Origin of the sequence: Streptomyces atratus, assembly GCF_040655115.1 — a bacterium.
GTDB classification, from domain to species: Bacteria; Actinomycetota; Actinomycetes; order Streptomycetales; family Streptomycetaceae; genus Streptomyces; species Streptomyces atratus_D.
In genome coordinates, this window is sequence record NZ_JBFAJH010000062.1 from 1 (window position 1) to 23,224 (window position 23,224).

25 protein-coding genes and 3 pseudogenes are annotated in these 23,224 nt (G+C 69.4%); 11 read left to right on the forward strand and 17 right to left on the reverse strand.

All coding sequences use genetic code 11. The features are described 5' to 3' along the window. Positions 1-807: RNA-guided endonuclease InsQ/TnpB family protein (locus AB0I23_RS36220; RefSeq protein WP_359116290.1), on the forward strand; the 807-nt coding region annotated here is incomplete at its 5' end. Between the two features lie 169 nt (positions 808-976). On the opposite strand, the gene AB0I23_RS36225 is transcribed toward AB0I23_RS36220, so the two are convergent. The 4 genes and pseudogenes from AB0I23_RS36225 to AB0I23_RS36240 form a co-directional block, all read right to left on the reverse strand. Further along, a complete protein-coding gene (locus AB0I23_RS36225; protein ID WP_359116293.1) occupies positions 977-1,888 on the reverse strand; it encodes a DUF6891 domain-containing protein in 912 nt (303 codons plus the stop codon). Between the two features lie 99 nt (positions 1,889-1,987). Then, positions 1,988-3,022, reverse strand: coding sequence for a glutamine synthetase (gene glnII, locus AB0I23_RS36230; protein ID WP_359116296.1), 1,035 nt, complete (start codon positions 3,020-3,022; stop codon positions 1,988-1,990). A 110-nt stretch (positions 3,023-3,132) separates the two neighbouring features. After that, positions 3,133-3,303 (reverse strand): annotated as a pseudogene (locus AB0I23_RS36235) (ARPP-2 domain-containing protein); the annotation flags it as partial. 35 nt (positions 3,304-3,338) lie between these two features. After that, a pseudogene (locus tag AB0I23_RS36240) lies at positions 3,339-3,596 on the reverse strand (hypothetical protein); the annotation flags it as partial. Positions 3,597-3,788: 192 nt separating this feature from the next. Between AB0I23_RS36240 and AB0I23_RS36245 the strand changes: the two are divergent. After that, a complete protein-coding gene (locus AB0I23_RS36245) occupies positions 3,789-4,715 on the forward strand; it encodes a Gfo/Idh/MocA family protein (RefSeq protein ID WP_359116299.1) in 927 nt (308 codons plus the stop codon). Positions 4,716-5,133: 418 nt separating this feature from the next. Here the strand turns inward: AB0I23_RS36245 and AB0I23_RS36250 are convergent, their stop codons facing one another. After that, entirely contained in the window at positions 5,134-5,583 is a 450-nt protein-coding gene (locus tag AB0I23_RS36250) for a MarR family transcriptional regulator (protein WP_359116302.1), read from the reverse strand. A 71-nt stretch (positions 5,584-5,654) separates the two neighbouring features. On the opposite strand from AB0I23_RS36250, the gene AB0I23_RS36255 reads away from it, so the two are divergent. Continuing rightward, positions 5,655-6,539 (forward strand): alpha/beta fold hydrolase, encoded by an 885-nt coding sequence (locus AB0I23_RS36255; RefSeq protein ID WP_359116305.1) that lies wholly within the window; start codon positions 5,655-5,657, stop codon positions 6,537-6,539. A 12-nt stretch (positions 6,540-6,551) separates the two neighbouring features. On the opposite strand, the gene AB0I23_RS36260 is transcribed toward AB0I23_RS36255, so the two are convergent. Continuing rightward, positions 6,552-6,911 carry an ArsC/Spx/MgsR family protein gene (locus AB0I23_RS36260; protein ID WP_359116308.1) on the reverse strand — a complete coding sequence of 120 codons (360 nt, stop codon included), beginning with the start codon at positions 6,909-6,911 and terminating at the stop codon, positions 6,552-6,554. Positions 6,912-7,030: 119 nt separating this feature from the next. Between AB0I23_RS36260 and AB0I23_RS36265 the strand changes: the two genes are divergently transcribed. After that, the gene (locus AB0I23_RS36265; RefSeq protein WP_359116311.1) at positions 7,031-7,300 is read left to right on the forward strand and encodes a hypothetical protein; all 270 of its coding nucleotides are present in this window, start codon (positions 7,031-7,033) and stop codon (positions 7,298-7,300) included. A 195-nt stretch (positions 7,301-7,495) separates the two neighbouring features. Beyond that, on the forward strand, positions 7,496-7,978 hold the full coding sequence (locus tag AB0I23_RS36270) for a hypothetical protein (protein ID WP_359116314.1): 483 nt from the start codon (positions 7,496-7,498) through the stop codon (positions 7,976-7,978). Between the two features lie 159 nt (positions 7,979-8,137). Here AB0I23_RS36270 and AB0I23_RS36275 read toward each other — a convergent pair whose 3' ends face one another. The 4 genes from AB0I23_RS36275 to AB0I23_RS36290 are packed head-to-tail and all read right to left on the reverse strand — an operon-like array spanning position 8,138 to position 10,819. Continuing rightward, complete coding sequence (locus AB0I23_RS36275) at positions 8,138-8,305, reverse strand: hypothetical protein (RefSeq protein ID WP_359116317.1); 168 nt, start codon at positions 8,303-8,305, stop codon at positions 8,138-8,140. A 7-nt stretch (positions 8,306-8,312) separates the two neighbouring features. Beyond that, positions 8,313-8,621: a hypothetical protein gene (locus AB0I23_RS36280; protein WP_359116320.1), complete on the reverse strand. Its 309-nt coding sequence runs from the start codon at positions 8,619-8,621 to the stop codon at positions 8,313-8,315. Further along, on the reverse strand, positions 8,618-9,577 hold the full coding sequence (locus AB0I23_RS36285; RefSeq protein ID WP_359116323.1) for a sigma-70 family RNA polymerase sigma factor: 960 nt from the start codon (positions 9,575-9,577) through the stop codon (positions 8,618-8,620). The genes AB0I23_RS36280 and AB0I23_RS36285 overlap by 4 nt, the downstream gene beginning before the upstream one ends. An 18-nt stretch (positions 9,578-9,595) precedes the next feature. Then, complete coding sequence (locus tag AB0I23_RS36290) at positions 9,596-10,819, reverse strand: NAD(P)/FAD-dependent oxidoreductase (RefSeq protein ID WP_359116326.1); 1,224 nt, start codon at positions 10,817-10,819, stop codon at positions 9,596-9,598. Between the two features lie 362 nt (positions 10,820-11,181). Between AB0I23_RS36290 and AB0I23_RS36295 the strand changes: the two genes are divergently transcribed. Continuing rightward, complete coding sequence (locus AB0I23_RS36295; protein WP_359116329.1) at positions 11,182-11,502, forward strand: hypothetical protein; 321 nt, start codon at positions 11,182-11,184, stop codon at positions 11,500-11,502. 589 nt (positions 11,503-12,091) lie between these two features. Here AB0I23_RS36295 and AB0I23_RS36300 read toward each other — a convergent pair. Continuing rightward, a pseudogene (locus tag AB0I23_RS36300) lies at positions 12,092-12,226 on the reverse strand (tyrosine-type recombinase/integrase); the annotation flags it as partial. Positions 12,227-12,299: 73 nt separating this feature from the next. Next, positions 12,300-13,409: an ArsR/SmtB family transcription factor gene (locus AB0I23_RS36305; RefSeq protein WP_359116332.1), complete on the reverse strand. Its 1,110-nt coding sequence runs from the start codon at positions 13,407-13,409 to the stop codon at positions 12,300-12,302. Positions 13,410-13,551: 142 nt separating this feature from the next. On the opposite strand from AB0I23_RS36305, the gene AB0I23_RS36310 reads away from it, so the two are divergent. The 4 genes from AB0I23_RS36310 to AB0I23_RS36325 are packed head-to-tail and all read left to right on the forward strand — an operon-like array spanning position 13,552 to position 17,223. Beyond that, positions 13,552-14,760, forward strand: coding sequence for an amidohydrolase (locus tag AB0I23_RS36310; RefSeq protein ID WP_359116335.1), 1,209 nt, complete (start codon positions 13,552-13,554; stop codon positions 14,758-14,760). Next, on the forward strand, positions 14,760-15,560 hold the full coding sequence (locus AB0I23_RS36315) for an amino acid ABC transporter permease (protein WP_327246795.1): 801 nt from the start codon (positions 14,760-14,762) through the stop codon (positions 15,558-15,560). The genes AB0I23_RS36310 and AB0I23_RS36315 overlap by 1 nt, the downstream gene beginning before the upstream one ends. Next, positions 15,557-16,315: an amino acid ABC transporter ATP-binding protein gene (locus AB0I23_RS36320; RefSeq protein ID WP_359116338.1), complete on the forward strand. Its 759-nt coding sequence runs from the start codon at positions 15,557-15,559 to the stop codon at positions 16,313-16,315. Before AB0I23_RS36315 ends, AB0I23_RS36320 begins: the two co-directional genes overlap by 4 nt. A gap of 29 nt (positions 16,316-16,344) precedes the next feature. Further along, on the forward strand, positions 16,345-17,223 hold the full coding sequence (locus AB0I23_RS36325) for a substrate-binding periplasmic protein (RefSeq protein ID WP_359116341.1): 879 nt from the start codon (positions 16,345-16,347) through the stop codon (positions 17,221-17,223). A 612-nt stretch (positions 17,224-17,835) separates the two neighbouring features. Here AB0I23_RS36325 and glnA read toward each other — a convergent pair. Beyond that, positions 17,836-19,245 carry a type I glutamate--ammonia ligase gene (gene glnA, locus AB0I23_RS36330; protein WP_359116344.1) on the reverse strand — a complete coding sequence of 470 codons (1,410 nt, stop codon included), beginning with the start codon at positions 19,243-19,245 and terminating at the stop codon, positions 17,836-17,838. 256 nt (positions 19,246-19,501) lie between these two features. On the opposite strand from glnA, the gene AB0I23_RS36335 reads away from it, so the two are divergent. Beyond that, on the forward strand, positions 19,502-19,969 hold the full coding sequence (locus AB0I23_RS36335) for an RDD family protein (protein ID WP_359116347.1): 468 nt from the start codon (positions 19,502-19,504) through the stop codon (positions 19,967-19,969). A 90-nt stretch (positions 19,970-20,059) separates the two neighbouring features. Here AB0I23_RS36335 and AB0I23_RS36340 read toward each other — a convergent pair whose 3' ends face one another. The 4 genes from AB0I23_RS36340 to lipB form a co-directional block, all read right to left on the reverse strand. Next, positions 20,060-20,767 (reverse strand): DUF4191 domain-containing protein, encoded by a 708-nt coding sequence (locus tag AB0I23_RS36340; protein ID WP_359116350.1) that lies wholly within the window; start codon positions 20,765-20,767, stop codon positions 20,060-20,062. A 19-nt stretch (positions 20,768-20,786) separates the two neighbouring features. Further along, positions 20,787-20,987 (reverse strand): SCO2195 family GlnR-regulated protein, encoded by a 201-nt coding sequence (locus AB0I23_RS36345; RefSeq protein ID WP_037693926.1) that lies wholly within the window; start codon positions 20,985-20,987, stop codon positions 20,787-20,789. Between the two features lie 320 nt (positions 20,988-21,307). Continuing rightward, positions 21,308-22,273 carry a lipoyl synthase gene (gene lipA / locus AB0I23_RS36350; RefSeq protein ID WP_359116353.1) on the reverse strand — a complete coding sequence of 322 codons (966 nt, stop codon included), beginning with the start codon at positions 22,271-22,273 and terminating at the stop codon, positions 21,308-21,310. A 126-nt stretch (positions 22,274-22,399) separates the two neighbouring features. Beyond that, positions 22,400-23,197, reverse strand: coding sequence for a lipoyl(octanoyl) transferase LipB (lipB, locus tag AB0I23_RS36355; protein WP_359116354.1), 798 nt, complete (start codon positions 23,195-23,197; stop codon positions 22,400-22,402). Positions 23,198-23,224: the final 27 nt, after the last annotated feature.

Here is a 23,224-nt window from a genome sequence, read left to right on the forward strand (position 1 = left end):
GTTCGTCTGCAGGGCGTCGGGCACGTCAAGGTGCACCAGCACCGGCCCGTGGCCGGCAAGGTCAAGACCGTCTCGGTCAAGCGCGAGGGCCGCAAATGGTTCGTCGTGCTGACCGCCGAACAGCCACAGCCCGAACCACTGCCCAAGACTGGCAGCGTGGTCGGTATCGACCTGGGCATAGCCAACTTCCTCGCCGACTCGGGCGGCGGGTTCGTAGCGAATCCCAGGCACGGACGCAGGGCTGCCGCGCAGCTCGAAGCCGCTCAGCAAGCCCTCTCACGTTTCCCGCGCCGCAAGGCGAAGGACCGCACCGCCAACCACCGGCGGGCCGTGGAGAAGGTCGCCAGTCTGCACGGCAAGGTGCGCCGTCAGCGCCTGGATCACGCGCACAAGACCGCCCTCGCCCTGGTCCGCGCACACGACTTCATCGCGCATGAAGACCTCAAGATCCGCAACATGAGCAAGGCTCCCGCACCGAAGCCGGACCCCGACCGGCCGGGCGCCTTCCTGCGCAACGGGGCCACCGCGAAGGCCGGGCTGAACCGCTCGCTCAACGATGCCGGATGGGGGGAGTTCCTCGCGATCCTGAACGCCAAGGCTGAGAGCGCCGGGCGGGAAGTGATGGCCGTGGACCCCCGCAACACCTCCCGGCGGTGCCCCGAATGCGGGCACACCGCCAAGGAGAACCGGCCCACGCAGGAGAAGTTCCACTGCGTCTCGTGCGGCCACAGCGCGCACGCGGACACAGTCGGGGCTCTCAATGTTCTACGGGCCGGGCTGGTCCGTCGCGAAGCCCAACCGGCATAGCGAGAAGCCCCCTCAATTTATGAGGGGGAGGAGTCACTAGACCAGACAACGCGGCGGCGCAGCAGGCCTCTCCCACTCGTCGATACGGACCCTGTGCGTTACGCTCCTCACCCTGCCGTCACCCGGCCCGCACCTCGCTCTCCCCCTGCTGGGCGCTCCTCCCGCCGCCTCAGCCGACGAGCCGCTTGCGCCAGTCCAGGTCGGTCACCTCGATCGCCTGGTCGGGCGATCCGTCCCATGTCACCGTCAGCCCCGCCGCACCGAGCGCCGCCGCGACCTCCCGCCCGATGGCGACGGTGGTCGCCTCCGACTCGTCGAACCCGCCGTAGTACAGCGAGAGCCCGTACCCGTCGGCCGCTGCCTCCGTGATCTGCGTATGAAAGAAGACGAAGCCCCGGGCGTCCTCCTCGCCGTCCGCATGGATCTCGCCCAGCCCGCAGGAGCGGCAGCAGGTGAAGTGCTCCCGCGCCGTGATGCCGCTCTCGTCCAGCCGGGCGAAGGCCCGCTCCAACCGGTCCGCGTCCGTCACATCGGTCCACTGCTCCTGCTGGTTGACCCGCTCCAGCCACAGCCGCTCCACCAGCCGGCGCGCCTGGGCCGTCGTCACCGGATGGACGCCGTCCTTGACGAGGTAGTCCTCGGCGAGTTCGGTCAGGTACTTCACCGTGCCGTAGCCGCAGCGCAGTGCCAGCCGGACCCGCTCCGTCAGCTGTTCCTCGATCTCCGCGGGTATCGCGGGCACCGGCTCGTCGGCGGGCATGCCGGCGCTCTCCCAGACGATCCCCGCATCCCACTCCGGTTCCTGGCGCGCCCAGCGTGTCATGACCTCGGCGACCCGCTCCGGGGAGTCGGCCGTCACCCGGAAGTGCCGCTCGGGAACGCCGTCGCGGTACTCCAACTGGTAGTCCCCGCCGTGTTCGTGCCAGGTCTGCACATAGCAGCCCGGTCGGTCCGGCACCCGCTGGACCACCAGGAAGTGGTCGTCCTCCCCGCCGATCCGGTGCACCAGGTCACTCAGCGCGTGCGCCGAAATACGGGTGTGCGTCCGCTGGTTCTCGGTCTCCACCTTGATGTCGAGCATGAGCCGACTCTGGCACACGCCACTGACAGCGGACCGGGCACGCCGAAGGGGCGCACCCCGTCTCCGGCGGGCGCCCCTTCGTGCCGAGTCGGTGGCGGATCAGACCTGGTCGGCCTTCTCCAGCGCCGTGCAGCAGGTGTCGACGATCAGCCGCGTGACGACGTACGGGTCGACGTTGGCGTTCGGGCGACGGTCCTCGATGTAGCCCTTCCGGTCCTGCTCGACCTGCCACGGGATACGGACCGAGGCACCGCGGTTGGAGACGCCGTAGCTGTACTCGTTCCACGGGGCGGTCTCGTGCAGGCCGGTGAGGCGGTCGTCGATGCCCGCGCCGTAGTTCTTGACGTGGTCCATGGGCTTCGAGCCCTCGCCCAGCGACTCGCACGCGGTGATGATCGCGTCGTAACCCTCGCGCATCGCCTTGGTGGAGAAGTTGGTGTGCGCACCCGCGCCGTTCCAGTCGCCCTTGACCGGCTTCGGGTCCAGGGTCGCGGAGACGTTGAAGTCCTCCGCGGTCCGGTAGAGCAGCCAGCGCGCGATCCACAGCTGGTCGGAGACCGCCAGCGGGGCGAGCGGGCCCACCTGGAACTCCCACTGGCCCGGCATGACCTCGGCGTTGATGCCGGAGATGCCCAGCCCCGCCTTCAGGCAGTTGTCGAGGTGCTTCTCGACGATCTCGCGGCCGAAGATCTCGTCGGAGCCGACACCGCAGTAGTAGCCGCCCTGCGCGGCCGGGAAGCCGCCCTCGGGGAAGCCGAGCGGGCGGTGGCCGTCGAAGAAGGTGTACTCCTGCTCGATGCCGAAGATCGGTTCCTGACCGGCGAACTGCTCGGCGAGCGGACGCAGGACGGCGCGCGTGTTGGACTCGTGCGGCGTCATGTCGATGTTGAAGACCTCGCACAGGACGAGGACGTCGTCGCCGCCGCGGATGGGGTCCGGGCAGGAGAAGACCGGCTTCAGCACACGGTCGGAGGCGTGACCCTCGGCCTGGTTGGTGCTGGATCCGTCGAAGCCCCAGATGGGCAGCTCCGCGACGTCCCCCGAGGGTACGCCCGCCATGATCTTCGTCTTCGAACGAAGCTTGGCGGTCGGCTCGGTGCCGTCGATCCAGATGTACTCAGCCTTGAACGTCACGGAAGCCATCCTTTTGGGGGCGCTGCGGTGCTGCGGTCTGCGGTCCGGTCTCTGCAGCGCAGCTTCGCAAGACGCGATTTCCCGTCCGTTGCCCATATGTGAACCCCGCGTTACCGAGGTTTCCTGCGCTGTACGCGGTCCTTGAGGAGGTCCTCGAAACCGGCGGCCCGGATCCGGCGCACCAGCTCCTCCTCGGTGCTGCCCAGCGCCGCGGCCGCCCGGACGAGCTGCCAGTCGGCGTCGGAGAGCGTGTGCAGCAGATGTCCGCGCCGCACCTGTGCGGGCCGGACCGTGAGCCCGGTCGGTTCGAGCCTGTTCACTTTCCTCGCTTCCCCTGTCCGTCCTGTCCGTCGAGGGTGACGAAACGTGCGACCTGCCGGTCCAGACAGACGTGCAGGGCCCCTGCTCCCGAACGTCCCTCCGCGAACCGGGCGATCTTCACCAGCGCGGGCAGATCCGCGGCGTCACGGATAACGGCCGTCGGCACGCTCGGCGCGAGCCGCCGCACATCGAATCCGTCCGCGCTTCGTATACAGGGTTCACGCGGACCACAGCCGCGCCGGTCCGGATCCAGCCCCCCTGATGCTCCGCCGCCGCGTGCGGGTATGCGGAAGCCGGCCGGGGAATGGGGGCGCGATCAGCGAAATCACTGCTTCAGAGGCACGTCCCGGAAGTCGCAGCCGGAGTCCCGCGGCCGGCTCCGCCAACGTAACCGCGGTCCGTCGTACGCCGCCACCCGATAAGCGGACCGGGCAGACTGGCACTCATGACGACACCACCCACCGCTCCCCTGCGTATCGGCCTTCTCGGTACGGGCCCCTGGGCCCGGAACACCCAGGCACCCGCTCTCGCCGCCCACCCCGGCGCCGTACTCAGCGGCGTGTGGGGCCGTCGCCCCGAGGCGGCGGACGCGCTCGCGACCGCCCATGGCACCACGGCGTACTCCGGAGACGCGGGCGTCGACGAACTCCTCGCCGCGAGCGACGCCGTCGCGTTCGCCCTGCCACCGGACGTCCAGGCCCCGCTGGCCGCCCGCGCAGCGGCCGCAGGGTGTCACCTGCTGATGGACAAACCGATCGCGACGACCGTGGCCGGGGCCCGGGAGATCGCCGAGGCCGCCGACCGGGCGCGGGTCGCGTCCGTCGTGTTCTGCACGCTGCGGTTCGCGAAGGAGACGTCCGGCTGGATCGCCGAACAGGCCGGCCGGGACGGCTGGTTCACCGCCCGCGCCCAGTGGATCGGCGCGTTGTACGCCCCCGGTGCGGACAGCGAGTACGCGGCGTCTCCGTGGCGCCGTGACAAGGGCGGTCTGTGGGACGTCGGTCCGCATGCGCTGTCGGTGCTGCTCCCGGTGCTCGGCGATGTGACGGAACTGACCGCGGCCCGAGGTCCTGCCGACACCACCCATCTGATCCTCCGCCACACCGCCGGCGCGTCCAGCACGGTGACGCTGGCACTGGCCGCGCCACCGGGAGCGGTGGGTACGGAGATCGAGCTCCGGGGGGAGCCGGGGGTCGCCACGCTGCCGGGGTGGGGGGATGCGGTGGGATCGTTCCGGGCGGCGGTGGACGCACTGCTCGAAGCGGTACGTACGGGGGTTCCGCACCCCTGCGACGTACGGTTCGGGCTGCGGCTGACCGAGCTGCTGGCCGAGGCGGAGGCCAAGGCGGGGCCGGTGCCCGCGCGGTCCTGAACGGCGGGGAGAAGCCCGCCCGCCACCGTGCGGGCACCGCCCGGGCCGGTCGGCCCACGCGCTCGATGGGCACGGCGGATCAGGAACGTGCCCGGCTCGCGGACCTGCTCGAAGGCCGCGTTGTTCAGCGGGGCGCAGCTGCCGGAGGGTGAAGCGACCGTCACCGTCGTGGACTTGTTGTTGTCGAGCTCCCCGGCCGCCTCGTACTCCCGGATCAGCCGGAGCGCACGTTGCACCCAGGGGCCCCGCGTGTCGTCCGCGCCTCCAGGGATCCGCTGCAGGCAGGCACCGAGCCGGAACCACCATCAGCCGGCCCGCTCCGCCACCGTCTCCAGCCTCCTCCGCGTCGCGAACGACGGTTTTGACGATGCCGCCGTGGAGCCTGGTCACGAAAGGGTCCCCTCGATCGCCCTGCCGGTCAGGGAATGGCGGTGACCGCCCGGTGCGCGGCGGACAGGAAGCGCCGCACGGCAGCCGTCTCGCTCTCGTCGAAGTCGCGCAGCACTGTCACCGTGTTTTCGATCAGCGGCCCGAAGAAGGCCCACCCCAGCTCCACCGCCCGCGGGTCCACCGCCAGCAGCACCCGCCGCCGGTCGCGCGGGTCGCGGCCGCGGGTGAGGTGTCCCAGCCGTTCCAGACGGTCGATGACGGCGGTGGTGCCCGCGGAGTTGAGCCCGAGCTGCGCACCGAGCCATCCGGCGGTTGCGTCCGTGCCCGCCCGCTCGGCGTCGAGCAGACAGATCAGGGCGCGTACGTCGGTCGGGTGCATGCCATGGCGGCTTGCGAACTCGGCCTGGCGCAGCCCGAATTCGACAGTCACCTTGCGCAGCAGATGAACGATCTCCATCTCGGATCCTTGCTCGCTCATCGGCCCTCCTGCCTCTATTATCTCGCTCGGCGAGATAATATCCAAGGGCACCCACCCTCGGGAGGCACTCCATGGCAACCACGCCATCCGGATCATCCGCAACGGCTGTCACCGATTCGTTCCTCGCGGCGTACGACGAGGTCCTGGCGGCCAAGTGGCCCGCCGGAACGACCCACACCGACGTCCCCACCCCGTACGGCACCACCCGTATCAACAGTTACGGCCCCGAAGACGCCCCGCCCCTGCTACTCCTGGCGGGCGGAGGCTCCACCTCCACGGTCTGGTTCGCCCAGGCCGCCCACCTGGGCCGCACCCACCGTGTCCACGCCGTCGACCTCATCGGCGACCCGGGCCGCAGTGTGCCGGGGGAGCGCCCGATCCGTACCGTGCCGGACCTGACGGCCTGGCTGGACGCCGTGCTGGACGCCCTGAACACCACATCGGCGGCACTCTGCGGCCATTCCTACGGCGCCTGGATCGCGCTCCACCACACCCTGCACGCACCCCACCGCGTCCGGAAACTGATCCTCGTGGACCCGACCCAGTGCTTCGCCGGCTTCCGCCCCGGCTATCTGCTGCACGCACTGCCGATGCTGCTCCGCCCCAGCGCGAAGCGGACACACACCTTCCTCGCCTGGGAGACGGCAGGCGCCGCGCTCGACCCGGCATGGCTGCACCTGCGTGACGAGGCCGCAGGCTTCCCGACCGCCCGTCCGGTCACGGGCCGTCGCCCCGCGCCCGGGGCGCTGAGCACCCTGAACGTACCGACTCTGATCCTGACGGCCGAGAACAGCCGGGCCCACAACGCCGCACAGGTCACCGCCACCGCAACCCGGCTCCTCCCGCGGGCGCAGACGGCGACGATCCCCGGCGCCACGCACCACTCGCTGCCGCTGCACGCCCCGGACGCCGCCGAACTCAACCGCAGGATCGAGGACTTCCTGCTGACCGAGTGATTCCGGTCAGGGTCAGCGCCCCAAAGCGTCCCGCACCGCGTCCTCCGTCCGCGCCACGACAGCCGTCCCGTCCTCCGCCGTGATGATGGGCCGCTGGATCAGCTTCGGATGCTCCGCGAGCGCCGTGATCCACCGCTCCCGCGAACCGGCCTCGCGCGGCCACTCCTTGAGCCCGAGCTCCTTCGCGTCCGCCTCCTGCGTCCGCGTGATGTCCCACGGCTCCAGCCCGAGCCGGTCGAGCACGGCCCGGATCTCGTCCGGCGACGGGACGTCCTCCAGATAGCGGCGGACGGTGTATCGCGCCCCCTCCGCATCGAGCAACTGCACCGCGCTGCGGCACTTGGAACACGCGGGATTGATCCAGATCTCCATGGGGCCAAGGTACGGGACGGATCCCGCGAAAGCCTCTCTGGCCAGGGCCGATTGTCAGTGGCGGGCCGTAAAATAGAGGGAGTTCGTGAGGGTCTCACGACCGTGCCAGGAGGATGCCCATGGCCGTTGCCGCAGTCACGACCAAGCCGCTCCACAAGCCCCTGCAGAAGAAGCCGCTCCCCGCGGGCCGGCCCCGCGAGTGGTACGTCTCCCACAACCGCCGCCTGAAGGCCATGCGCCTGGCGATCGCCCTGCTCGACACGGGCGTCTACTACCCGTCGAGCGCGGACGACGACACGATACGCACGACTGCCGAGCGCATCGGCACCCACCCGCCCTCCGACACCACCTGCCGCATGGTCCGCGCCCTGATCCGCTACGGCCGCTGACGGCCCACGGCTGACCGCCCCGAAAGCCTGTGCCCCTGGACCCTGCCCGGGGGCACAGGCACGTCACGGCGGTGCAGCCCTCGCCCGGCCCGAGAGCCCGCCGGCCTCCTGCCGTCACCCGATCGACGTGCGCGGCATGCAGTCCGCCGCGCCTGCGCCTTGACTGGGACGGATCCGTGAGTGCTGGGAGGCGCAATGACGACGCGATTCGTACGGGGTGTAGGGGCCGTACTGCTGACAGCGGTCGTGGTCTCGGCGGCCGCCGCCTGTACGGACGAGGGCAGCAGCCCGTCCGGCGCGGCGTCCAAGGCCGCATCCGCCGTGGCGTCCGTGGCATCCAGAGGGGGTGACGTGGCGGCCTCGGCGTCAGCTGCCGCGCAGAAGAAGCTCGAAGGCTTCAAGAACGGTGTGAACGCGGGCAAGGACGTCAAGGCAGGCGCGGTGACCGAGCAGGGCGGCCGCGCCACTACGAAGATCACCGTGACGAACAGCACCGACTCGGCTACGTCGTACATCGTTCAGATCAATTTCCGCGACCCCAGCGGCAATTTGCTGGACGCGAGCGTGGTGACGGTCGACGACGTACAGCCGGGCACCGCCAAGGACGCCACGGCCCGCAGCAACCGCAACCTCACGGGCGCCCTCACTGCCGAGGTGGGCAGGGCCCTGCGCCACTGACGACGGTACGGGAGCGGCGACTGAGTGCCGCCGCTCGCGTTGTTCGTCCCAGGCACCGGTGCTATGTCAGGCCCTGGGCGCGCACACGGTCTGGCTGACCGTATTGCCCTCGTCGTCCCGGTCGAGTTCGGCGCCTTGACGTCCACGGTCCACTTGCCGTCAGCCGACTTGTGCAGGTCGGCCTGGGCCCAGTGCGAGCCGTCGTCGTACGACACCCTCCAGCGTCGCTCCGTCGATCTTCCCGGCTCCGGTGACGCCGGGCATGTGGGAGGCGGCCAGGGTGAGCGCGGTGCTGGGTGTCGGCGCACCGGTGATGGCGGTGTCCACGCCGTGGTCAAGCTTGTACCAACAAGTTGAGCCGGAGAGTGGCGTGGTGCAGCAGTCGTATGACGGTGGCCGGTGAAGGGTGCTGGCCCTTCTTCTTGCCGGTGGTGATGACGAGCTTGGCGGCGATGTCGCGCAAGCTCAGTTCCTGGTCCCGGTAGTGCAGAGCCATCGCGAGCATGTCGGCGTCGACGACGCTGGCGCCGCCGGTGGTCTTGCCGCGTTTGCGGGCGGACTCGTGGCCTTCGAGGATTCGGTCGCGGATGTACTCGCGTACCATGCCGGACAGCGCGGCGGGCACGGTGAACACGACGGTCACCACTGGGTGATGAGCGGCGTGTCCGGTTCGTGCTGCCGCCAGGCTTCGGTGAGGCGGACGAGGCGGGTGGGGGCGGCGATGCCGCGCACGGTTGCGATCTTGCCGTCGGTGACGTCGAACGTCACGGTGCCTACGACCTGGTCGCCGAGCACGAAGAGGATGGCGGGGGCGCCGTTGACGAGCGCGTAGTGGACGGCGGGCGTGCCGCCGGCGAGCCGCCGTTTCGCGGGTGTGGGTTTGAAACCGGCCCGTGCGATGGCGGCGATGCGCTCCGGAGTGTCGTACTGCAGCAGCGTCTTGGCCGCGCCGGCGCCGTTGGAGTCGGCGATCGCGATCGCGTCGTCGGTGAGCAGCGCCACCAGCCGTTCAATACGGCCCGAGGTGGCAGCGGCGAGGAATTCTTCGACGATGCCGCGGGCGGATGCCGGGTCGACTTCGCCGCCGCGGCGGCGCGCGGCGGTGATGCGGTGCCGGGCCCGGTGGAGGTGCTGCTGACTTGCGGACTCGGTGATGTCGAGGATCTCGGCGATCTCGGTGTGGCTGTAGGAGAACGCTTCGCGCAGGAGGTAGACGGCCCGCTCGAGGGGTGACAGGCGCTCCATGAGGGTCAGCATGGCCAGGGAGACCGATTCGCGCTGCTCGAACGTGTCGGCCGGGCCGAGCATCGGGTCGCCGTCGAGGAGCGGTTCGGGCAGCCATGCGCCGGCGGTGCGTTCGCGGCGGGCCTGTGCCGAGCGGAGCCGGTCGAGGCACAGGTTGGTGACGACCTTGGTCAGCCACGCTTCCGGCACCTTGATCCGCTGTCGGTCGGTGGCCTGCCAGTGCAGGAACGCGTCCTGTACGGCGTCTTCGGCGTCGGTGGCGGAGCCCAGCAGCCGGTACGCCAGCGAGGCCAGCCGGTTCCGGCTGGCCTCGAACCGGCTGGTGTCGAAGCGATCAGTGGCGGTGCTGTCCACGCGGACCACCCTAGGCGGCTACGCGACCGTCTTTTCGGGGTACACGATCGCCTTCTCGGCTGACGCATCCGGTACGGCGGCCAGGTGGTGCTTGCGCTTGGGCAGGCCGAAGGTCGGGTGCGAGGTGGTCCACAGCGACATCTTGAGGATGCCCGCCTTGATTCGCGCGGCCTTCCGGCCGCCCACATATTTCGGCTTTGCCTGACCTTCGTCATCGACCATCTGCAGGATCGCGTCCCGCCGCCCGAGGCTGATGTGGTTGCCCAGGTACTCCAGCTTGGTGTTCGTGATCTTGCGGCCGGTCAGGCGTCCCACGATCGCGGCCGTGGCCTGCATGCCGGTGTAGCCGGCCGAAGCGCAGGACATCGGCAGCGGCTGGCCGTTGTCGCCGATGGCGTAGGCGCTGTCGCCGGCGGCGTAGACGTTCGGGTGCGAGACCGACTGCATGGTGCGATCGACGACGATCCGACCGTTCTCGGTGACCTCCAGCCCGCCGGCGGCGGCGATGGGGCTGACGGCGAACCCGGCCGTCCACACGGTTGCGTCGGACGCCAGGTCGGTGCCGTCGGCGCACAGCACCCGCGCCGCTTCGACGGCTTCGGCCTCGGTGTGCTCCAGGACTGTGATGCCCAGCCGGTCGCAGGCCTGGCGCAGGTGGCTGCGTGCTCCGGCGGAGAGCTGGGCGCCCAGCTCTCCGCGGGCGACCAGCGTCACCGACAGGCCGGGCCGGGATTCGGCGATTTCGGTGGCGGTCTCGATGCCGGTCAATCCGTCGCCGACGACCAGCACACTCCCGCCTTCGTCCCGCCTGTTCAGGCTGTCCAGGCGCTCGAGCAGGCGCAGCGCGGAGGGCCGGCCGGCGACATCGAAGGCGTGCTCGGCCACGCCGGGGACGCCGTGGGTGGTGACGCGGCTGCCGAGTGCGTAGAGAAGCGTGCCGTAGCTGAGCTCGCCGCCGCCGCCGTCGGCGTCGGCCACGGCGACGACCTGGCGCTCGGGGGCGACGGCGGTGACACGGGCCAGGCGCAGCCGTATCCCCATGCCCGCGAAGACGTCGGTGAGCTGTGGAGCCTCGATCTCCCGACCGGCCGCGAGCTGGTGCAGCCGCAGCCGCTGGACGAAGTCCGGCTCGGCGTTGACCACGGTGATCTCGGTGTCCTCCGGGGACAGTCGGCGGGCCAGGGTCCCGGCCACGTAGGCCCCGGCATAGCCGGCGCCGAGGACGACGATGCGGTGCTTCATGTGTCGCTCCTGTCTGTTCGCTTGCCTTCGTGACTTGAGCGGAACAGCGCCCCGATTGCTGACAGGAACTGCATGTGTCATGGGTCACAGAGCGGCAGGAACGTCGCCAGGCGATGCTCGCGACGCCGAGGCGGCGCAGATGCAGGCCGAGCTGAACGAGGTGTTCTGATGCCGATCACCGTCGAGTCGCGGTGGCTACTTGCACCGTGGGTCACGGATAGGAGTCCGGGGCCTGAACGGGATGTACTTGACTGATCAAGCTCTGCACCAGACGGCGCTTCTGACCGCCGCTGTGCTGGTCACGACTCTTTGACTTGTTTCCCTTGAGGAGGAACGGTCGGAAGCCCCAGTGACACGGGCCCGTGACGCTCGAAGCGTCCTTCGGGCTCGCGGTCGACGAAGTCGACTTCCTCAGGGGAACCGTTCACGTCGTGCGACAGGCCAAGATGGTCGGCCCGCACCTCGTGTTCGCGCCGCCCAAGGGCGGCAAGCTGCGCGACGTACCGCTGCCCGACGTAGTCTCGTATACCCTCGCTGCGCACGTCACCCAGCGTCCTCCCATCGAAGTGATATCCCGCTCGCTCTCCCACCTCACGTGCAACACCTCACGTGCCCCACGTATCACCGAGGTCGACCGCCCCGACCTCAGATCGAGGATCAGCAGCTCACCCTCGAAGGAGTAGCCCCCGTCATACGCCCCGGTCCCGACGGCCACCACCGGCAGCGTCGGATGAAAGGCAAAGGAATGCACGGGCCACCGGGACTCCACGACCCACCGGCACCGAAGATCCCCCGAGCCATAGATTCCCACCCGGTACGGCCGCCACCGGTCCTTGGCGGTCCCGCACCCGGACCACTGCAGATACCCCAGGTCACCGCCTACAGCGACGAGGCCACGCTCCTCGTTGATAGCCACGGCAGAGGGCGTGCCGATCTCCGCGAAGGGGCGGTCCCCGAGTATGCGACGGATGGTCAGCGAACCGGACATATGGATGGAACCCCCAGGTAGTGGAGGACCATCCTCGCATCAGCCCCACCAGGCCAGCCTGCGAGTGTGCCCACTCACCGCGACGGATGCGCGCGGTGCTCGGCGGCGGCGCGCGATAGGTTGCGCGGGACACGAGAGAAGAGCTCGCACGGACTCCCGCATCCCGCGGCTGCGACGCAAGCTGGCGCACATCCCCTATGTGCCCAACCGAAGCTACTCGTTCGGCGAGGAGCGGCACGAATTCCTTCGACTCGTGGTAGCTGCCGCCCTATTGATGGCCCAGCGCTCGCGCCGCCGGCGATGACAGCGGAGGCGTAGAAGTGCCGCAAGTCGTGGGTCACCATGTGCCGCAGTTCGACGGGCTTGCGGCCCCTGCGCTCGGCTGCCTCGTTCTCCGCCTGCTGGAGCGCATTGCGGGCGCCCGTTTCCGGGCTGTGAGGGCCTCCTCGGCTGCTCGCCGCATGTCCGTACCTCCCGCCGTAACGCCCCCAGTCAGCGGAACAGCGCCGTGAGGAGGTCTTCGCCGATGCGGCGCACCGAGTCCAGATCCAGTTGGTAGTAGGCGCGGCGGCCGTCGCGGTCGACCGTCACGAGGTCGGCCTCGCGCAGTCGCGCGAGGTGCCTGGAGACCTGAGGCAGGGTCATGCCGCTGCGGGCCGCGAGTTCGGACGGGGTGAGCGGTTCGCGTGCGATGGCCCGCGCGATGCGCTGCCGGGCGGGGTCGCGCAGGACGTCGAGGCGCCGGTTCACCGCCGCGTAGCCGGGCCGGGCGGCGCCTTCGGACAGCAGCGGGTACTGGACGACTGCAGCCGCCCCGGGCTCGTGCTTGACCAACAGATGGGGACGGCCGAAGACGGACGGCAGGACCAGCAGCCCGGTGGTCGCGACGTTCACGATGCCGTGGTGGAACTTGTCGAAGACCACCCGCGGTGGCCCACTGCGGTACGACGCCGACGGGTCAAGCCCGGCCAGTGCCTCGCCGGGGCCGTCGTGCGCGAGATCGGTCCGCAGCGCGGGCAGGTGCGCGCCGATGGTGCGGGCCGCCCGTAGGAGGTCCGGCTCCAGGGCGTCGGCGGCATCGGCCAGCAAAGCCAGCAGGTCGTCGCGAAGTGCCTCGGGGTCGTCGAAGAGCCGCCGGGCGAGTTCGGCGCGGGTCGTGGAGCGCAGCTCGGCGGCGGCCAGCAGGCTCTCGCGCTGCGCGGAATCATGAAGTACCCGCTCCAGTGGCGCGCCGGAGTTGCCGCCGCGCACCGCGTAGCCTGTGAGCTCGGCAAAGCGTGGAAGGGGTAGGTCCGCGATGTCCGCCAGCTCGGCGTCGAACGGACGGTCCGCGTCGGCACTCATCGGCAGCAGGTAGCGGGCCCGGTACGAGGCCCACAGCGGGGCCCAGCCCATGATGCGCAGCCGTAGGCCGGGGTCGAGGGCAGTGCCCGGTTCGTCCGGGGAGTCCTCGGTGTCCAGGCCGCGCGCCCAGCGAACCGTGCCCAGATGGTGCTCGGCCTCCGTATAGGCATGCAGCGCGGCGGTCAGCTCAGCGAGCGGCGACGCACCTACGGAGATGTCGGTCGGGGCGGCTCCGGACAACTGCAGGACCACGCTCATGGCCACCTCCTGTTCACGGGAACGCCGACTGTCGCTTACCGCGACCGCGGTAACCATAGTCACAGCTCCTCGGGCAGCTCCTAGTGTTTCGCCAGCCCCAGTACGCCGTACCGGCGCCGTACCAGAACCTCCCGGAGCTTCCATGCACCACCTTGTCCCCGATGAGCTACGCGCCGCCGCGCGTGAGCTCCGGCCCGCGCTCGACGAGCTGAGCCTTGATCTGCACGGTATGCCGGAGACGCGGTTCGAGGAGCACCACGCCGTCGAGCAACTGGCCGGCCGGCTCGCCGCCGCGGGTTTCGAGGTGGAGAAGGGCATCGCCGACCTGCCGACCGCTTTCACCGCCACCCATCGGGGTGCGACGGACGGCCCGACGATCGCGGTGCTGCTGGAATACGATGCGCTGCCCGGTATCGGCCACGGCTGCGGCCACAACCTCATCGCGGCCGGCGGCCTGACCGCCGCCCTCGCCGCGGCCGCTGTACAGCCCGACCATCCGGGCGTCCTCAAGGTGATCGGCACCCCCGGCGAGGAGGGCGGCGGCGGCAAGATCCTCATGCTGGAGCGCGGCGCCTTCGCAGGGGTGGACGCGGCGGTGATGTTCCACCCGGCCGACCGGAGCCTGCGGGCCCGGCACGCGCTGGCCGCCAGCCACCTGCGGCTGACCTTCCGGGGCATCGCCGCGCATGCCGCCAAGGCGCCCTGGGACGGCCGCTCTGCGGCTGCGGGCGCGCAGCTGTTCCTCAACGCGATCGACTCGATGCGCCAGTTCATGCCACCGACCGCCCGCGTGCACGGCATCGTGACGCACGGCGGCGACGCCCCCAACGTCGTGCCCGAGCGTGCCGAGCTGGACATCTACGTACGCGAGGCCGCTTCCACCGCCCTGGATGAACTACTCAATCGGGTGCTCGCCGCCGCCGAGGGCGCCGCGCTCGCCACCGGCACCACCGTCGAGCACACCGAGACCGCGCCTCGCTACACCGAGCGCAACAACAACATGACGATGGCCGACCGGCTTGCCGCCTACACCGCCGGTCTCGGCCTGGAACTGGAGCCGCCGTCTCCGGCGAATCCGGCGGGTTCCTCGGACATCGGTAATGTGTCCGTCGAGCTGCCCGTGATCCATCCCTACGTGCAGATCTGCCCTCGTGACACCCCCGGGCACTCCGCGCAGATGCGCGAGGCTGCCCGTACGCCGGAGGCCCACGGCGCGGCCGAGACGGTCGCGACGGGCATCGCCGCCCTGGTCCTGGACCTCCTCGGCGACCCGGAATTCCTCACTTCGGTTCGCGAAGAGTTCCAGGCGTCCGTTCCCGCTGCCGCACCCAATCGCTGTCAGGAGTCGTGATGGCCCCTTCCACCCCGCAGGACCTGGCATCCAATGCCCTGGTCAACACGTTCTTCAACTGGGACCTGATCCTCCAGACCTTCCCCCGGCTGATCACCGAGGGCCTGCTCAACACCATCGTCATCGCGATCGGCGCCATCGTCGTGGGCATCGTCATCGCCCTGCTCGCGGCGATGCTGCTGCTGTCGAACCGCTGGTGGATACGGCTCCCCGCCCGGCTGTACGTCGATGTCTTCCGCGGCCTGCCGGTGATCATCACGGTCATGCTGGTCGGCGTGGGCCTGCCCGCCGCCGGGTTCCGCCCCTTCGGCACGGATCCGTTCGGCTACGCGATCCTGGCGATCGGCATCATCTCCGGCGCCTACACCGCGGAGATCTTCCGATCCGGCATCCAGAGTGTCGACCCCGGCCAGCTACAGGCCGCCCGCAGCCTCGGCCTGAGCTACCTGAAGGCGATGCGGCTGGTCGTGGTGCCACAGGGCATCCGGCGCGTGCTGCCCGCGATGGCCGGCCAGTTCGTCAAGGACATCAAGGAAAGTTCGCTGGTCTATCTGCTCGGCCTGGCCGCCGGGCAGCGCGAGCTGTACTTCATCGCGCAGGAGGAGGTCGCCCGCACCTACAACTCCTCACCGCTGATCGCCGCCGGCCTGTGCTACCTCTGCCTGACTATTCCGCTGACGTACTTCATGAACCACCTCGACAAACGGCTGCGCGAGGGCCCGAAACTCGGGAACCCCCTGGCCATCGCCGACCCGGACCCCCAGACCCCCGTTCCAGCCACCGCAGGAGAGAAGGCATGACCGCCGTAACCAGGGCCCCGGCCACCCCCGCCGCGTTGCGGGTCACCGGCCTCAGCAAGAGCTACGGCAGCCATACCGTGCTGAGCGACATCACCATCGACGTACGCGCCGGCGAGACCCTCTGCCTGATCGGCCCCTCCGGCTCCGGCAAGTCCACCCTCCTGAAGTGCCTCAACCTTCTGGAGACCCCCGACTCCGGCGAGATCTGGCTCGGCGAGACCTGCCTGACCGCCCCGCGTGCCGGCGTCGACGCCGCCCGCGCCCGCATCGGCATGGTCTTCCAGCACTTCAACCTCTTCCCGCACCTTAGTGTCGAGCGCAATGTCACGCTTGCCCTGACCTCGGTCAAGGGCATGGACCGAGAGCAAGCCCGGCAGATCGCGCTGCGCCGCCTGGCGGAGGTCGGCCTCTCCGCCTTCGCCGACCGGCGGCCGGCACAGCTGTCCGGCGGCCAGCAGCAGCGCGTCGCCATCGCCCGCGCGCTCGCCATGGAGCCCGAGGTGATGCTCTTCGACGAAGCCACCTCCGCGCTTGACCCCGAACTGGTCAAGGACGTGCTCGCCGTGATGCGGGACCTCGCGTCGGGCGGCATGACCATGGCCGTCGTCACTCACGAAATGGGCTTCGCCCGGGAGGCCGCCGACCGCGTCGCCTTCATGTGCGACGGCCGCCTTGCCGAGATCGACACCCCCGACCGGATCTTCGAACGCGCCGAACACCCCAGGCTGCGCCAGTTCCTCTCCCAGGTCCTCTGAACGCCCGTCCCCCGTACAGGAGCCCACCCATGCACAGCACCACCCTGCGCAGATCACTTCTCGCCGGCGCCGCAGCCGTCCTGCTGCTCCCCCTCACCGCCTGCGGCGGCGACAGCGACAGCGGCTCTGCGAACGCCTCGACCGCCAAGTACAAGCTGGTCCAGAAGGGAATGATCACCGCCGGTACGCAGGCCGAGCAGCCACCCTTCGCCGTGACCGACGCCTCCGGCAACCCCACCGGCTTCGCCGTCGACCTGATGAATGAAGCTGCCAAGCGCCTCGACGTGAAGATCCAGTACAAGACCACGAACCTGCAGGGCATCCTCGCCGGGCTGTCCGCCGGGCAGTACGACATCGGCGTCGCCGGCGTGGGCGCCACTCCCGAGCGCGCCAAGCAGGTCTCCTTCACCACTCCGTACTACTGGGGCTTCACCTCCGTTGTGACCAAGAAGAGCGGCAAAGAGACCCGGCTCCCGGACTTCGACGGCAAGCGGGTCGGAGTCGTCAGTGGCGCGGTCCAGGAAGCCTTCGTCGCCAATAAGATGCCCAAAGCGAAGCTCGTGAAGTTCAAGGACCAGACCGCCCTGATCTCGCAGCTGCTCTCCGGCGGTGTCGAGGCGATCGTGCTCGGCGGCGCCGACGCGGACGAATACGTAGAGAAGCAGCCCGTACGAATCGCCGTCGAGCAGGACAGCCTCCAAGGCAGCGCGTTCCCCCTGCGCAAGGACGGCGACCCGAAACTCCTCAAGGACATCGACGCCCAGATCGACGCGATGATCGACGACGGCACCTACGTCAAGCTGTACAAGAAGTACTTCCAGGACCCGATCGCCGCCGACTTGATCAAGGAGCGCCCCAACCTCGCCAAGCAGGTCGAAGGAACCGACCTGGCCCCCGCCGAAGGCTGATCACCACGCGGTGACGGCGACTTCCGCCAGGGTGATCAGACCTCGACTGACTGCGCCTGCGCGACCAAGGGATTCGTGGTGAGTCCTTCCACACGTGGAGCCCAGGACTCCGACATGCGCACCAGGTCGCCCCTGGCCGGGCGCGCGCGTCCCTTGCTGCGGCTGTCGTCCTCGTGGTGTTGATCGGCAGGAAGGAGAGATCTACCCCGCTGCAGTGGCTGCACTTCGACCAGTCGCTCCGGAAGCGCAGTCCGCACACAGTCCGCAAGACACCCGATCAAGACCGTCGCCCGCCAGCAATCGAAAAAAGGCCAGGTCAGCGACCTGCCGCAGCCATCGCCGCAGGTCACCAACCTGGCCCATTGCCAGGAGACCAAGAAGGCTGCGGCCGCACACGGAGCCTGGACGAACCAGCGAGGGCCGCTACCCCGACTAGGGGGTAGCGGCCCTCGCTGTTGTTTCTGACATCAAGTCAGAGAATTTGCCGGGCGGTGCACACTCGGTGCACAAGGGGGCGGAAAGCAAACGGTGACAGTGAGAACTGCTGAGAAGAGTTTTCGCAGGTCACAGTCTGATCGCGGGACTTCCAGCCAGGTCGCCCGACTCCGTCCTTTAGATGTCGAAGTACAGCTCGAACTCGTGCGGGTGCGGGCGCAGCTGGATCGGGGCGATCTCGTGGGTGCGCTTGTAGTCGATCCACGTCTCGATCAGGTCGGACGTGAAGACGCCGCCCGCGAGGAGGTACTCGTGGTCCGCCTCCAGGGCGTCCAGGACGGCGGGGAGCGAGGTCGGGACCTGCTGGACGTTGGCGTGCTCCTCGGGAGCCAGCTCGTACAGGTCCTTGTCGATCGGCTCGGCCGGCTCGATCTTGTTCTTCACGCCGTCGAGGCCGGCCATCAGCAGCGCCGAGAAGGCCAGGTACGGGTTGGACGACGGGTCCGGCGCGCGGAACTCGACGCGCTTGGCCTTCGGGTTCGAGCCCGTGATCGGGATACGCATCGCGGCGGAGCGGTTGCGCTGCGAGTAGACCATGTTGACCGGGGCCTCGAAGCCGGGGACCAGGCGGTGGTAGGAGTTCACCGTCGGGTTCGTGAAGGCCAGCAGCGACGGGGCGTGCTTGAGGATGCCGCCGATGTAGTAGCGGGCGATGTCCGAGAGACCCGCGTAGCCCTGCTCGTCGTAGAACAGCGGGTCGCCGCCGGCCCACAGGGACTGGTGGACGTGCATGCCCGAGCCGTTGTCGCCGAAGATCGGCTTCGGCATGAAGGTCGCGGTCTTGCCGTTGCGCCAGGCGACGTTCTTCACGATGTACTTGAAGAGCATCAGGTCGTCGGCCGCGGCGAGCAGCGTGTTGAACTTGTAGTTGATCTCGGCCTGGCCGGCGGTGCCGACCTCGTGGTGCTGGCGTTCGACCTGGAGGCCGTTCTTGTCCAGCTCAAGGGAGATCTCGGCACGCAGGTCGGCGAAGTGGTCCACCGGCGGGACCGGGAAGTAGCCGCCCTTGTAGCGGACCTTGTAACCCCGGTTGTTCTCCTCCGAGCCGGTGTTCCAGGCGCCGGCCTCGGAGTCGATGTGGTAGAAGCTCTCGTTCGCCGACGTCTGGAACCGGACGTTGTCGAAGACGTAGAACTCGGCCTCGGGGCCGAAGTACGCGGTGTCGGCGATGCCGGTGGAGGTGAGGTACGCCTCGGCCTTCTTGGCCACGTTGCGCGGGTCACGGCTGTACTGCTCGCCGGTGATCGGGTCGTGGATGAAGAAGTTGATGTTGACGGTCTTGTCGCGGCGGAACGGGTCGACACGGGCGGTCGACAGGTCCGCGCGGAGCGCCATGTCGGACTCGTGGATGGCCTGGAAGCCGCGGATCGACGAGCCGTCGAAGGCCAGCTCCTCGGTCGGGTCGAATGCCGCTGCCGGGATGGTGAAGTGCTGCATCACACCAGGCAGGTCACAGAACCGGACATCGATGAACTTGACATCTTCGTCGGCGATGTACTTCTTCGCGTCGTCGGCGTTCTGGAACATCCAACTCCTCCTACTCCCGGCCCGGGAGGGACGGGGTTGTAGCTCGTTGTGCGGCCAGTGCGGTGGCACACGCTGGACCCGACCATAGGCAGACCGGATTTCTCAAGCATGACCCATTTGTTTCGCCGAAGTTAACCGAGGCGGGTGTCGGCGCCACCTCGGAGGCGTACCGCGGGGCGGTTGCGGGGGCCGCGTCCGCCGGCCCGGAGAGGCCCCACCCGGCAGGGCGTGGAGGCGGGCGCAGTACCGTGGGCGGGTGGACAACAGGCAAGCAATCGGATCGTGGCTCTTCGGGCCGCGCGCGGCCGCCGAGGACATGGGCGCGGACTTCGGCTACCGGGGCAAGCGACTCGGTCTGCCCGAAGAAGGGCCGGGGGCGATCGCGCCGCTCGGCCGGCGCTTCGGCGCCCTTTTCGTCGACTGGGCGCTCTGCCTGCTGATCGCATACGGGCTGTTCGCTCGCGGTGACCAGCAGGCGGCCGGGAACTGGGCGCTCGGGATCTTCCTCGCACTGAGCGTCCTCACCGTCGGGACCGTCGGCTGCACACCGGGCAAGCGCATCCTGGGTATCCGTGTCGTCGGCGAGAGCGGCGGGCGGCTCGGGCTCGGGCGGGTGATCGTCCGGACCGTGCTGCTGTGCCTGGTGATTCCCGCTCTGGTCTGGGACCGCGACGGGCGCGGGCTGCACGACCGGCTCGCGCGCGCCGTGCAGGTGCGGATCTGAGAGCGGTCCGACGAGGCGGAGATGTGAAGAGGGCGGGCTGCGAACCACAGTGGTTCGCAGCCCGCCCTCTTGTGCGTCGGGTACGTGGCGTCAGCGCATCTTGCCGCCGCGCGGCATCCGCATGCCCTTCGGCATCGGGCCCTTCGGCAGCGGCATGTTGCTCATCAGGTCGCCCATCGCCCGCAGCCGGTCGTTGGCCGCCGTCACCTGCGGGCCGGTCAGGACCCGCGGCATCTTCAGCATCGTGGTGCGGACCTTCTTCAGCGGCACCTGGCCCTCGCCGTTGCCGACGATGATGTCGTGCACGGGCACGTCCACGAGAATACGGGCCATCTTCTTCTTCTCGGCCGCCAGCAGGAGCTTGACCCGGTTCGGGTTGCCCTCGCCCACCAGCACGATGCCCGCCTTGCCGACGGCCCGGTGGACGACGTCCTGGCTGCGGTTCATCGCTACCGCGGGGGTCGTGGTCCAGCCGCGGCCCACGCGGTCCAGCACCGCCGCCGCAGCGCCCGGCTGCCCCTCCATCTGCCCGAAGGCCGCCCGCTCGGCACGCCGCCCGAAGACGATCGCCATCGCGAGGAGGGCCAGCACGAAGCCCAGGATGCCCAGGTAGATCGGGTGGTCGATCAAGAAGCCGATGGCGAGGAGGACACCGAAGGTGACGATTCCCACACCCGCGACGACAAGACCGATCTTGGAGTCGACCCGCCGGGTCATCTTGTAGGTCAGGGCGATCTGCTTGAGCCGCCCCGCGTTCTCGGCGCTGTCCGCGCCGTCAGTGTTTGCCTTCCTCGCCATGTACTGAAGTTTACGTGGCCTAGGAACGGTGGTCGGCCACGGCCTCCAGTACGTACTCGGTCTCGACCCGGTCCTTGGCCCGGCGGCGGTCCTCGAGGACGGCCGTCCAGGCGTTGCGGCGGGCCGTGCGCTGGCCGCTGCTCAGCAGCAGCGACTCGACGGCGCGGAGAGCATCGGTGACGGACGGGATGGCGGTGGCGCGTACCGGCACGGCCTGCATCGTGGAAGTCCCCTCGGAACGGATGCGCGGAGTGAGTGGATGACGGGAGTTGCTTGCGCGGGCTGGAGACGGGGAGCAGTGGCGGCGGCAGCCGTGAGAGCCACTGCGCTGCGTGCATCCAGAGTCACTGCTCGGTGTTACCAGCGCATGACCTTTCGGTCAAACACCAATGAAACCTTGATATGGGCGCCGCGCACGCCGACGCGGCCCATACGCGTCCCCGACCTGCGGGGAACGTAGGGGCCGCGTCCGATCAGCCGTTACCGCTCAGTAGCTTCTTGTGCCCGGATTCACACTGCCCGGACTCGCGCTGCCCGGTCTCACACAGTCGGTGCGGCCGTGACCGCGCCGCGCCGCTCGATCGCCTGCTGGAAGAGCCGGCCGGCCCGGTACGAGGAACGGACCAGCGGCCCGGACATCACACCGGAGTAGCCGATCTCGTCGGCCTCCTCCTTCAGCTCCACGAACTCGTGCGGCTTCACCCAGCGCTCGACCGGGTGGTGGCGCACGGAGGGCCGCAGGTACTGCGTGATCGTGATGAGCTCGCACCCGGCGTCGTACAGGTCCTGGAGCGCCTCGCTCACTTCCTCGCGGGTCTCGCCCATGCCGAGGATGAGGTTCGACTTGGTCACCAGACCGGCCTCGCGGGCCCGCGTGATGACCTCCAGGGAACGCTCGTAACGGAAACCGGGGCGGATCCGCTTGAAGATCCGCGGCACCGTCTCGACGTTGTGCGCGAGCACCTCCGGGCGCGAGGAGAAGACCTCGGCCAGCTGCTCGGGCTCCGCGTTGAAGTCGGGGATGAGCAGCTCGACCTTGGTGGCACCGGCCTCGCGCTCCGCCGTCAGTGCGTGGATCTGGCGCACGGTCTCCGCGTACAGCCAGGCTCCGCCGTCCTCCAGGTCGTCGCGGGCGACGCCGGTGATCGTGGCGTAGTTCAGGTCCATCGTGACGACCGACTCGCCGACGCGGCGGGGCTCGTCCCGGTCCAGCGCCTGCGGCTTGCCCGTGTCGATCTGACAGAAGTCACAGCGCCGGGTGCACTGGTCACCGCCGATGAGGAACGTGGCCTCCCGGTCCTCCCAGCACTCGAAGATGTTCGGGCAGCCGGCCTCCTGGCACACCGTGTGCAGACCCTCGCTCTTCACGAGCTTCTGCAGCTGGTTGTACTCGGGGCCCATCTTCGCCCGGGTTTTGATCCACTCGGGCTTGCGCTCGATGGGGGTCTGGCTGTTCCGGACCTCCAGGCGCAACATCTTGCGCCCGTCGGGTGCGACAGCGGACACGTCCGGCTCCCTACGACTTCGATTCTTCGGCGAACACCAGGGTACGCCCGCTATTTGTGCGGTTGGGGTGTGGCCCTTGCCCCTGGGCAACCAGAGGGTGGGCCGGGCCATTCCCGGGGCTCCGGGTCAGGCCGAGGCCCGGTCGATCTCCCGCGGGGCGAGCTCCGCGTTCTCCAGGACGTCCTTCAGGTGCTTCTCGACCACCGGGAGCACCTCCGCGATCGTGACGTCGCGGCCCAGCTCGTACGCGAGCGAGGTGACGCCCGCATCGCGGATGCCGCACGGCACGATCCGGTCGAACCAGGTGTTGTCCGGGTTCACGTTGAGCGCGAAGCCGTGCATGGTCACACCCTTGGCGACCCGGATGCCGATCGCCGCCAGCTTGCGGTCCTCGCGCCGCTGACCGGCGTTGGACGGGGCGTACTCGGGGCCGTTCAGCCGCGGGTCGAACTCCTCGTCGTGCAGCCGCGGGTCGAAGTCGAGGGAGAGGCCGCCGAGCGACGGACGCTCCTCGACCGGGTCACCGAGCACCCAGACGCCGCTGCGGCCCTCGACCCGGCTGGTCTCCAGACCGAACTCGGCAGCCGTACGGATCAGCGCGTCCTCCAGCCTGCGGACGTGCGCCACGACATCCACCGGGCGCGGCAGCTTCTGGACCGGGTAGCCGACGAGCTGCCCGGGGCCGTGCCAGGTGATCTTTCCGCCGCGGTCCACGTCGACGACCGGAGTGCCGTCCAGGGGGCGCTCACTGTCGGTCGTACGTCGTCCCGCCGTGTAGACCGGCGGGTGTTCCAGCAGCAGACAGGTGTCGGGAACGGTGTCCTCGAACCGAGCCGCGTGCACCTCGCGCTGCTTCTGCCAGGCCTCCTGGTAGTCGACGGCTTCCTCGCCGAATCCCAGCCGGACGAACCGAAGCTCACTCACGGAGATGCCTTCCTACTTGCGGTACCG

What these genes read in the sequence shown, in the direction of transcription:
- AB0I23_RS36225 (WP_359116293.1), bottom strand. Translation starts at nt 1,888, where the DNA reads ATGCTCGACATCAAGGTGGAGACCGAGAACCAGCGGACGCACACCCGT.
- AB0I23_RS36245 (WP_359116299.1), top strand. Translation starts at nt 3,789, where the DNA reads ATGACGACACCACCCACCGCTCCCCTGCGTATCGGCCTTCTCGGTACG.
- AB0I23_RS36250 (WP_359116302.1), bottom strand. Translation starts at nt 5,583, where the DNA reads ATGAGCGAGCAAGGATCCGAGATGGAGATCGTTCATCTGCTGCGCAAG.
- AB0I23_RS36255 (WP_359116305.1), top strand. Translation starts at nt 5,655, where the DNA reads ATGGCAACCACGCCATCCGGATCATCCGCAACGGCTGTCACCGATTCG.
- AB0I23_RS36260 (WP_359116308.1), bottom strand. Translation starts at nt 6,911, where the DNA reads ATGGAGATCTGGATCAATCCCGCGTGTTCCAAGTGCCGCAGCGCGGTG.
- AB0I23_RS36265 (WP_359116311.1), top strand. Translation starts at nt 7,031, where the DNA reads ATGGCCGTTGCCGCAGTCACGACCAAGCCGCTCCACAAGCCCCTGCAG.
- AB0I23_RS36270 (WP_359116314.1), top strand. Translation starts at nt 7,496, where the DNA reads ATGACGACGCGATTCGTACGGGGTGTAGGGGCCGTACTGCTGACAGCG.
- AB0I23_RS36290 (WP_359116326.1), bottom strand. Translation starts at nt 10,819, where the DNA reads ATGAAGCACCGCATCGTCGTCCTCGGCGCCGGCTATGCCGGGGCCTAC.
- AB0I23_RS36305 (WP_359116332.1), bottom strand. Translation starts at nt 13,409, where the DNA reads ATGAGCGTGGTCCTGCAGTTGTCCGGAGCCGCCCCGACCGACATCTCC.
- AB0I23_RS36310 (WP_359116335.1), top strand. Translation starts at nt 13,552, where the DNA reads ATGCACCACCTTGTCCCCGATGAGCTACGCGCCGCCGCGCGTGAGCTC.
- AB0I23_RS36315 (WP_327246795.1), top strand. Translation starts at nt 14,760, where the DNA reads ATGGCCCCTTCCACCCCGCAGGACCTGGCATCCAATGCCCTGGTCAAC.
- AB0I23_RS36320 (WP_359116338.1), top strand. Translation starts at nt 15,557, where the DNA reads ATGACCGCCGTAACCAGGGCCCCGGCCACCCCCGCCGCGTTGCGGGTC.
- AB0I23_RS36325 (WP_359116341.1), top strand. Translation starts at nt 16,345, where the DNA reads ATGCACAGCACCACCCTGCGCAGATCACTTCTCGCCGGCGCCGCAGCC.
- glnA (WP_359116344.1), bottom strand. Translation starts at nt 19,245, where the DNA reads ATGTTCCAGAACGCCGACGACGCGAAGAAGTACATCGCCGACGAAGAT.
- AB0I23_RS36340 (WP_359116350.1), bottom strand. Translation starts at nt 20,767, where the DNA reads ATGGCGAGGAAGGCAAACACTGACGGCGCGGACAGCGCCGAGAACGCG.
- AB0I23_RS36345 (WP_037693926.1), bottom strand. Translation starts at nt 20,987, where the DNA reads ATGCAGGCCGTGCCGGTACGCGCCACCGCCATCCCGTCCGTCACCGAT.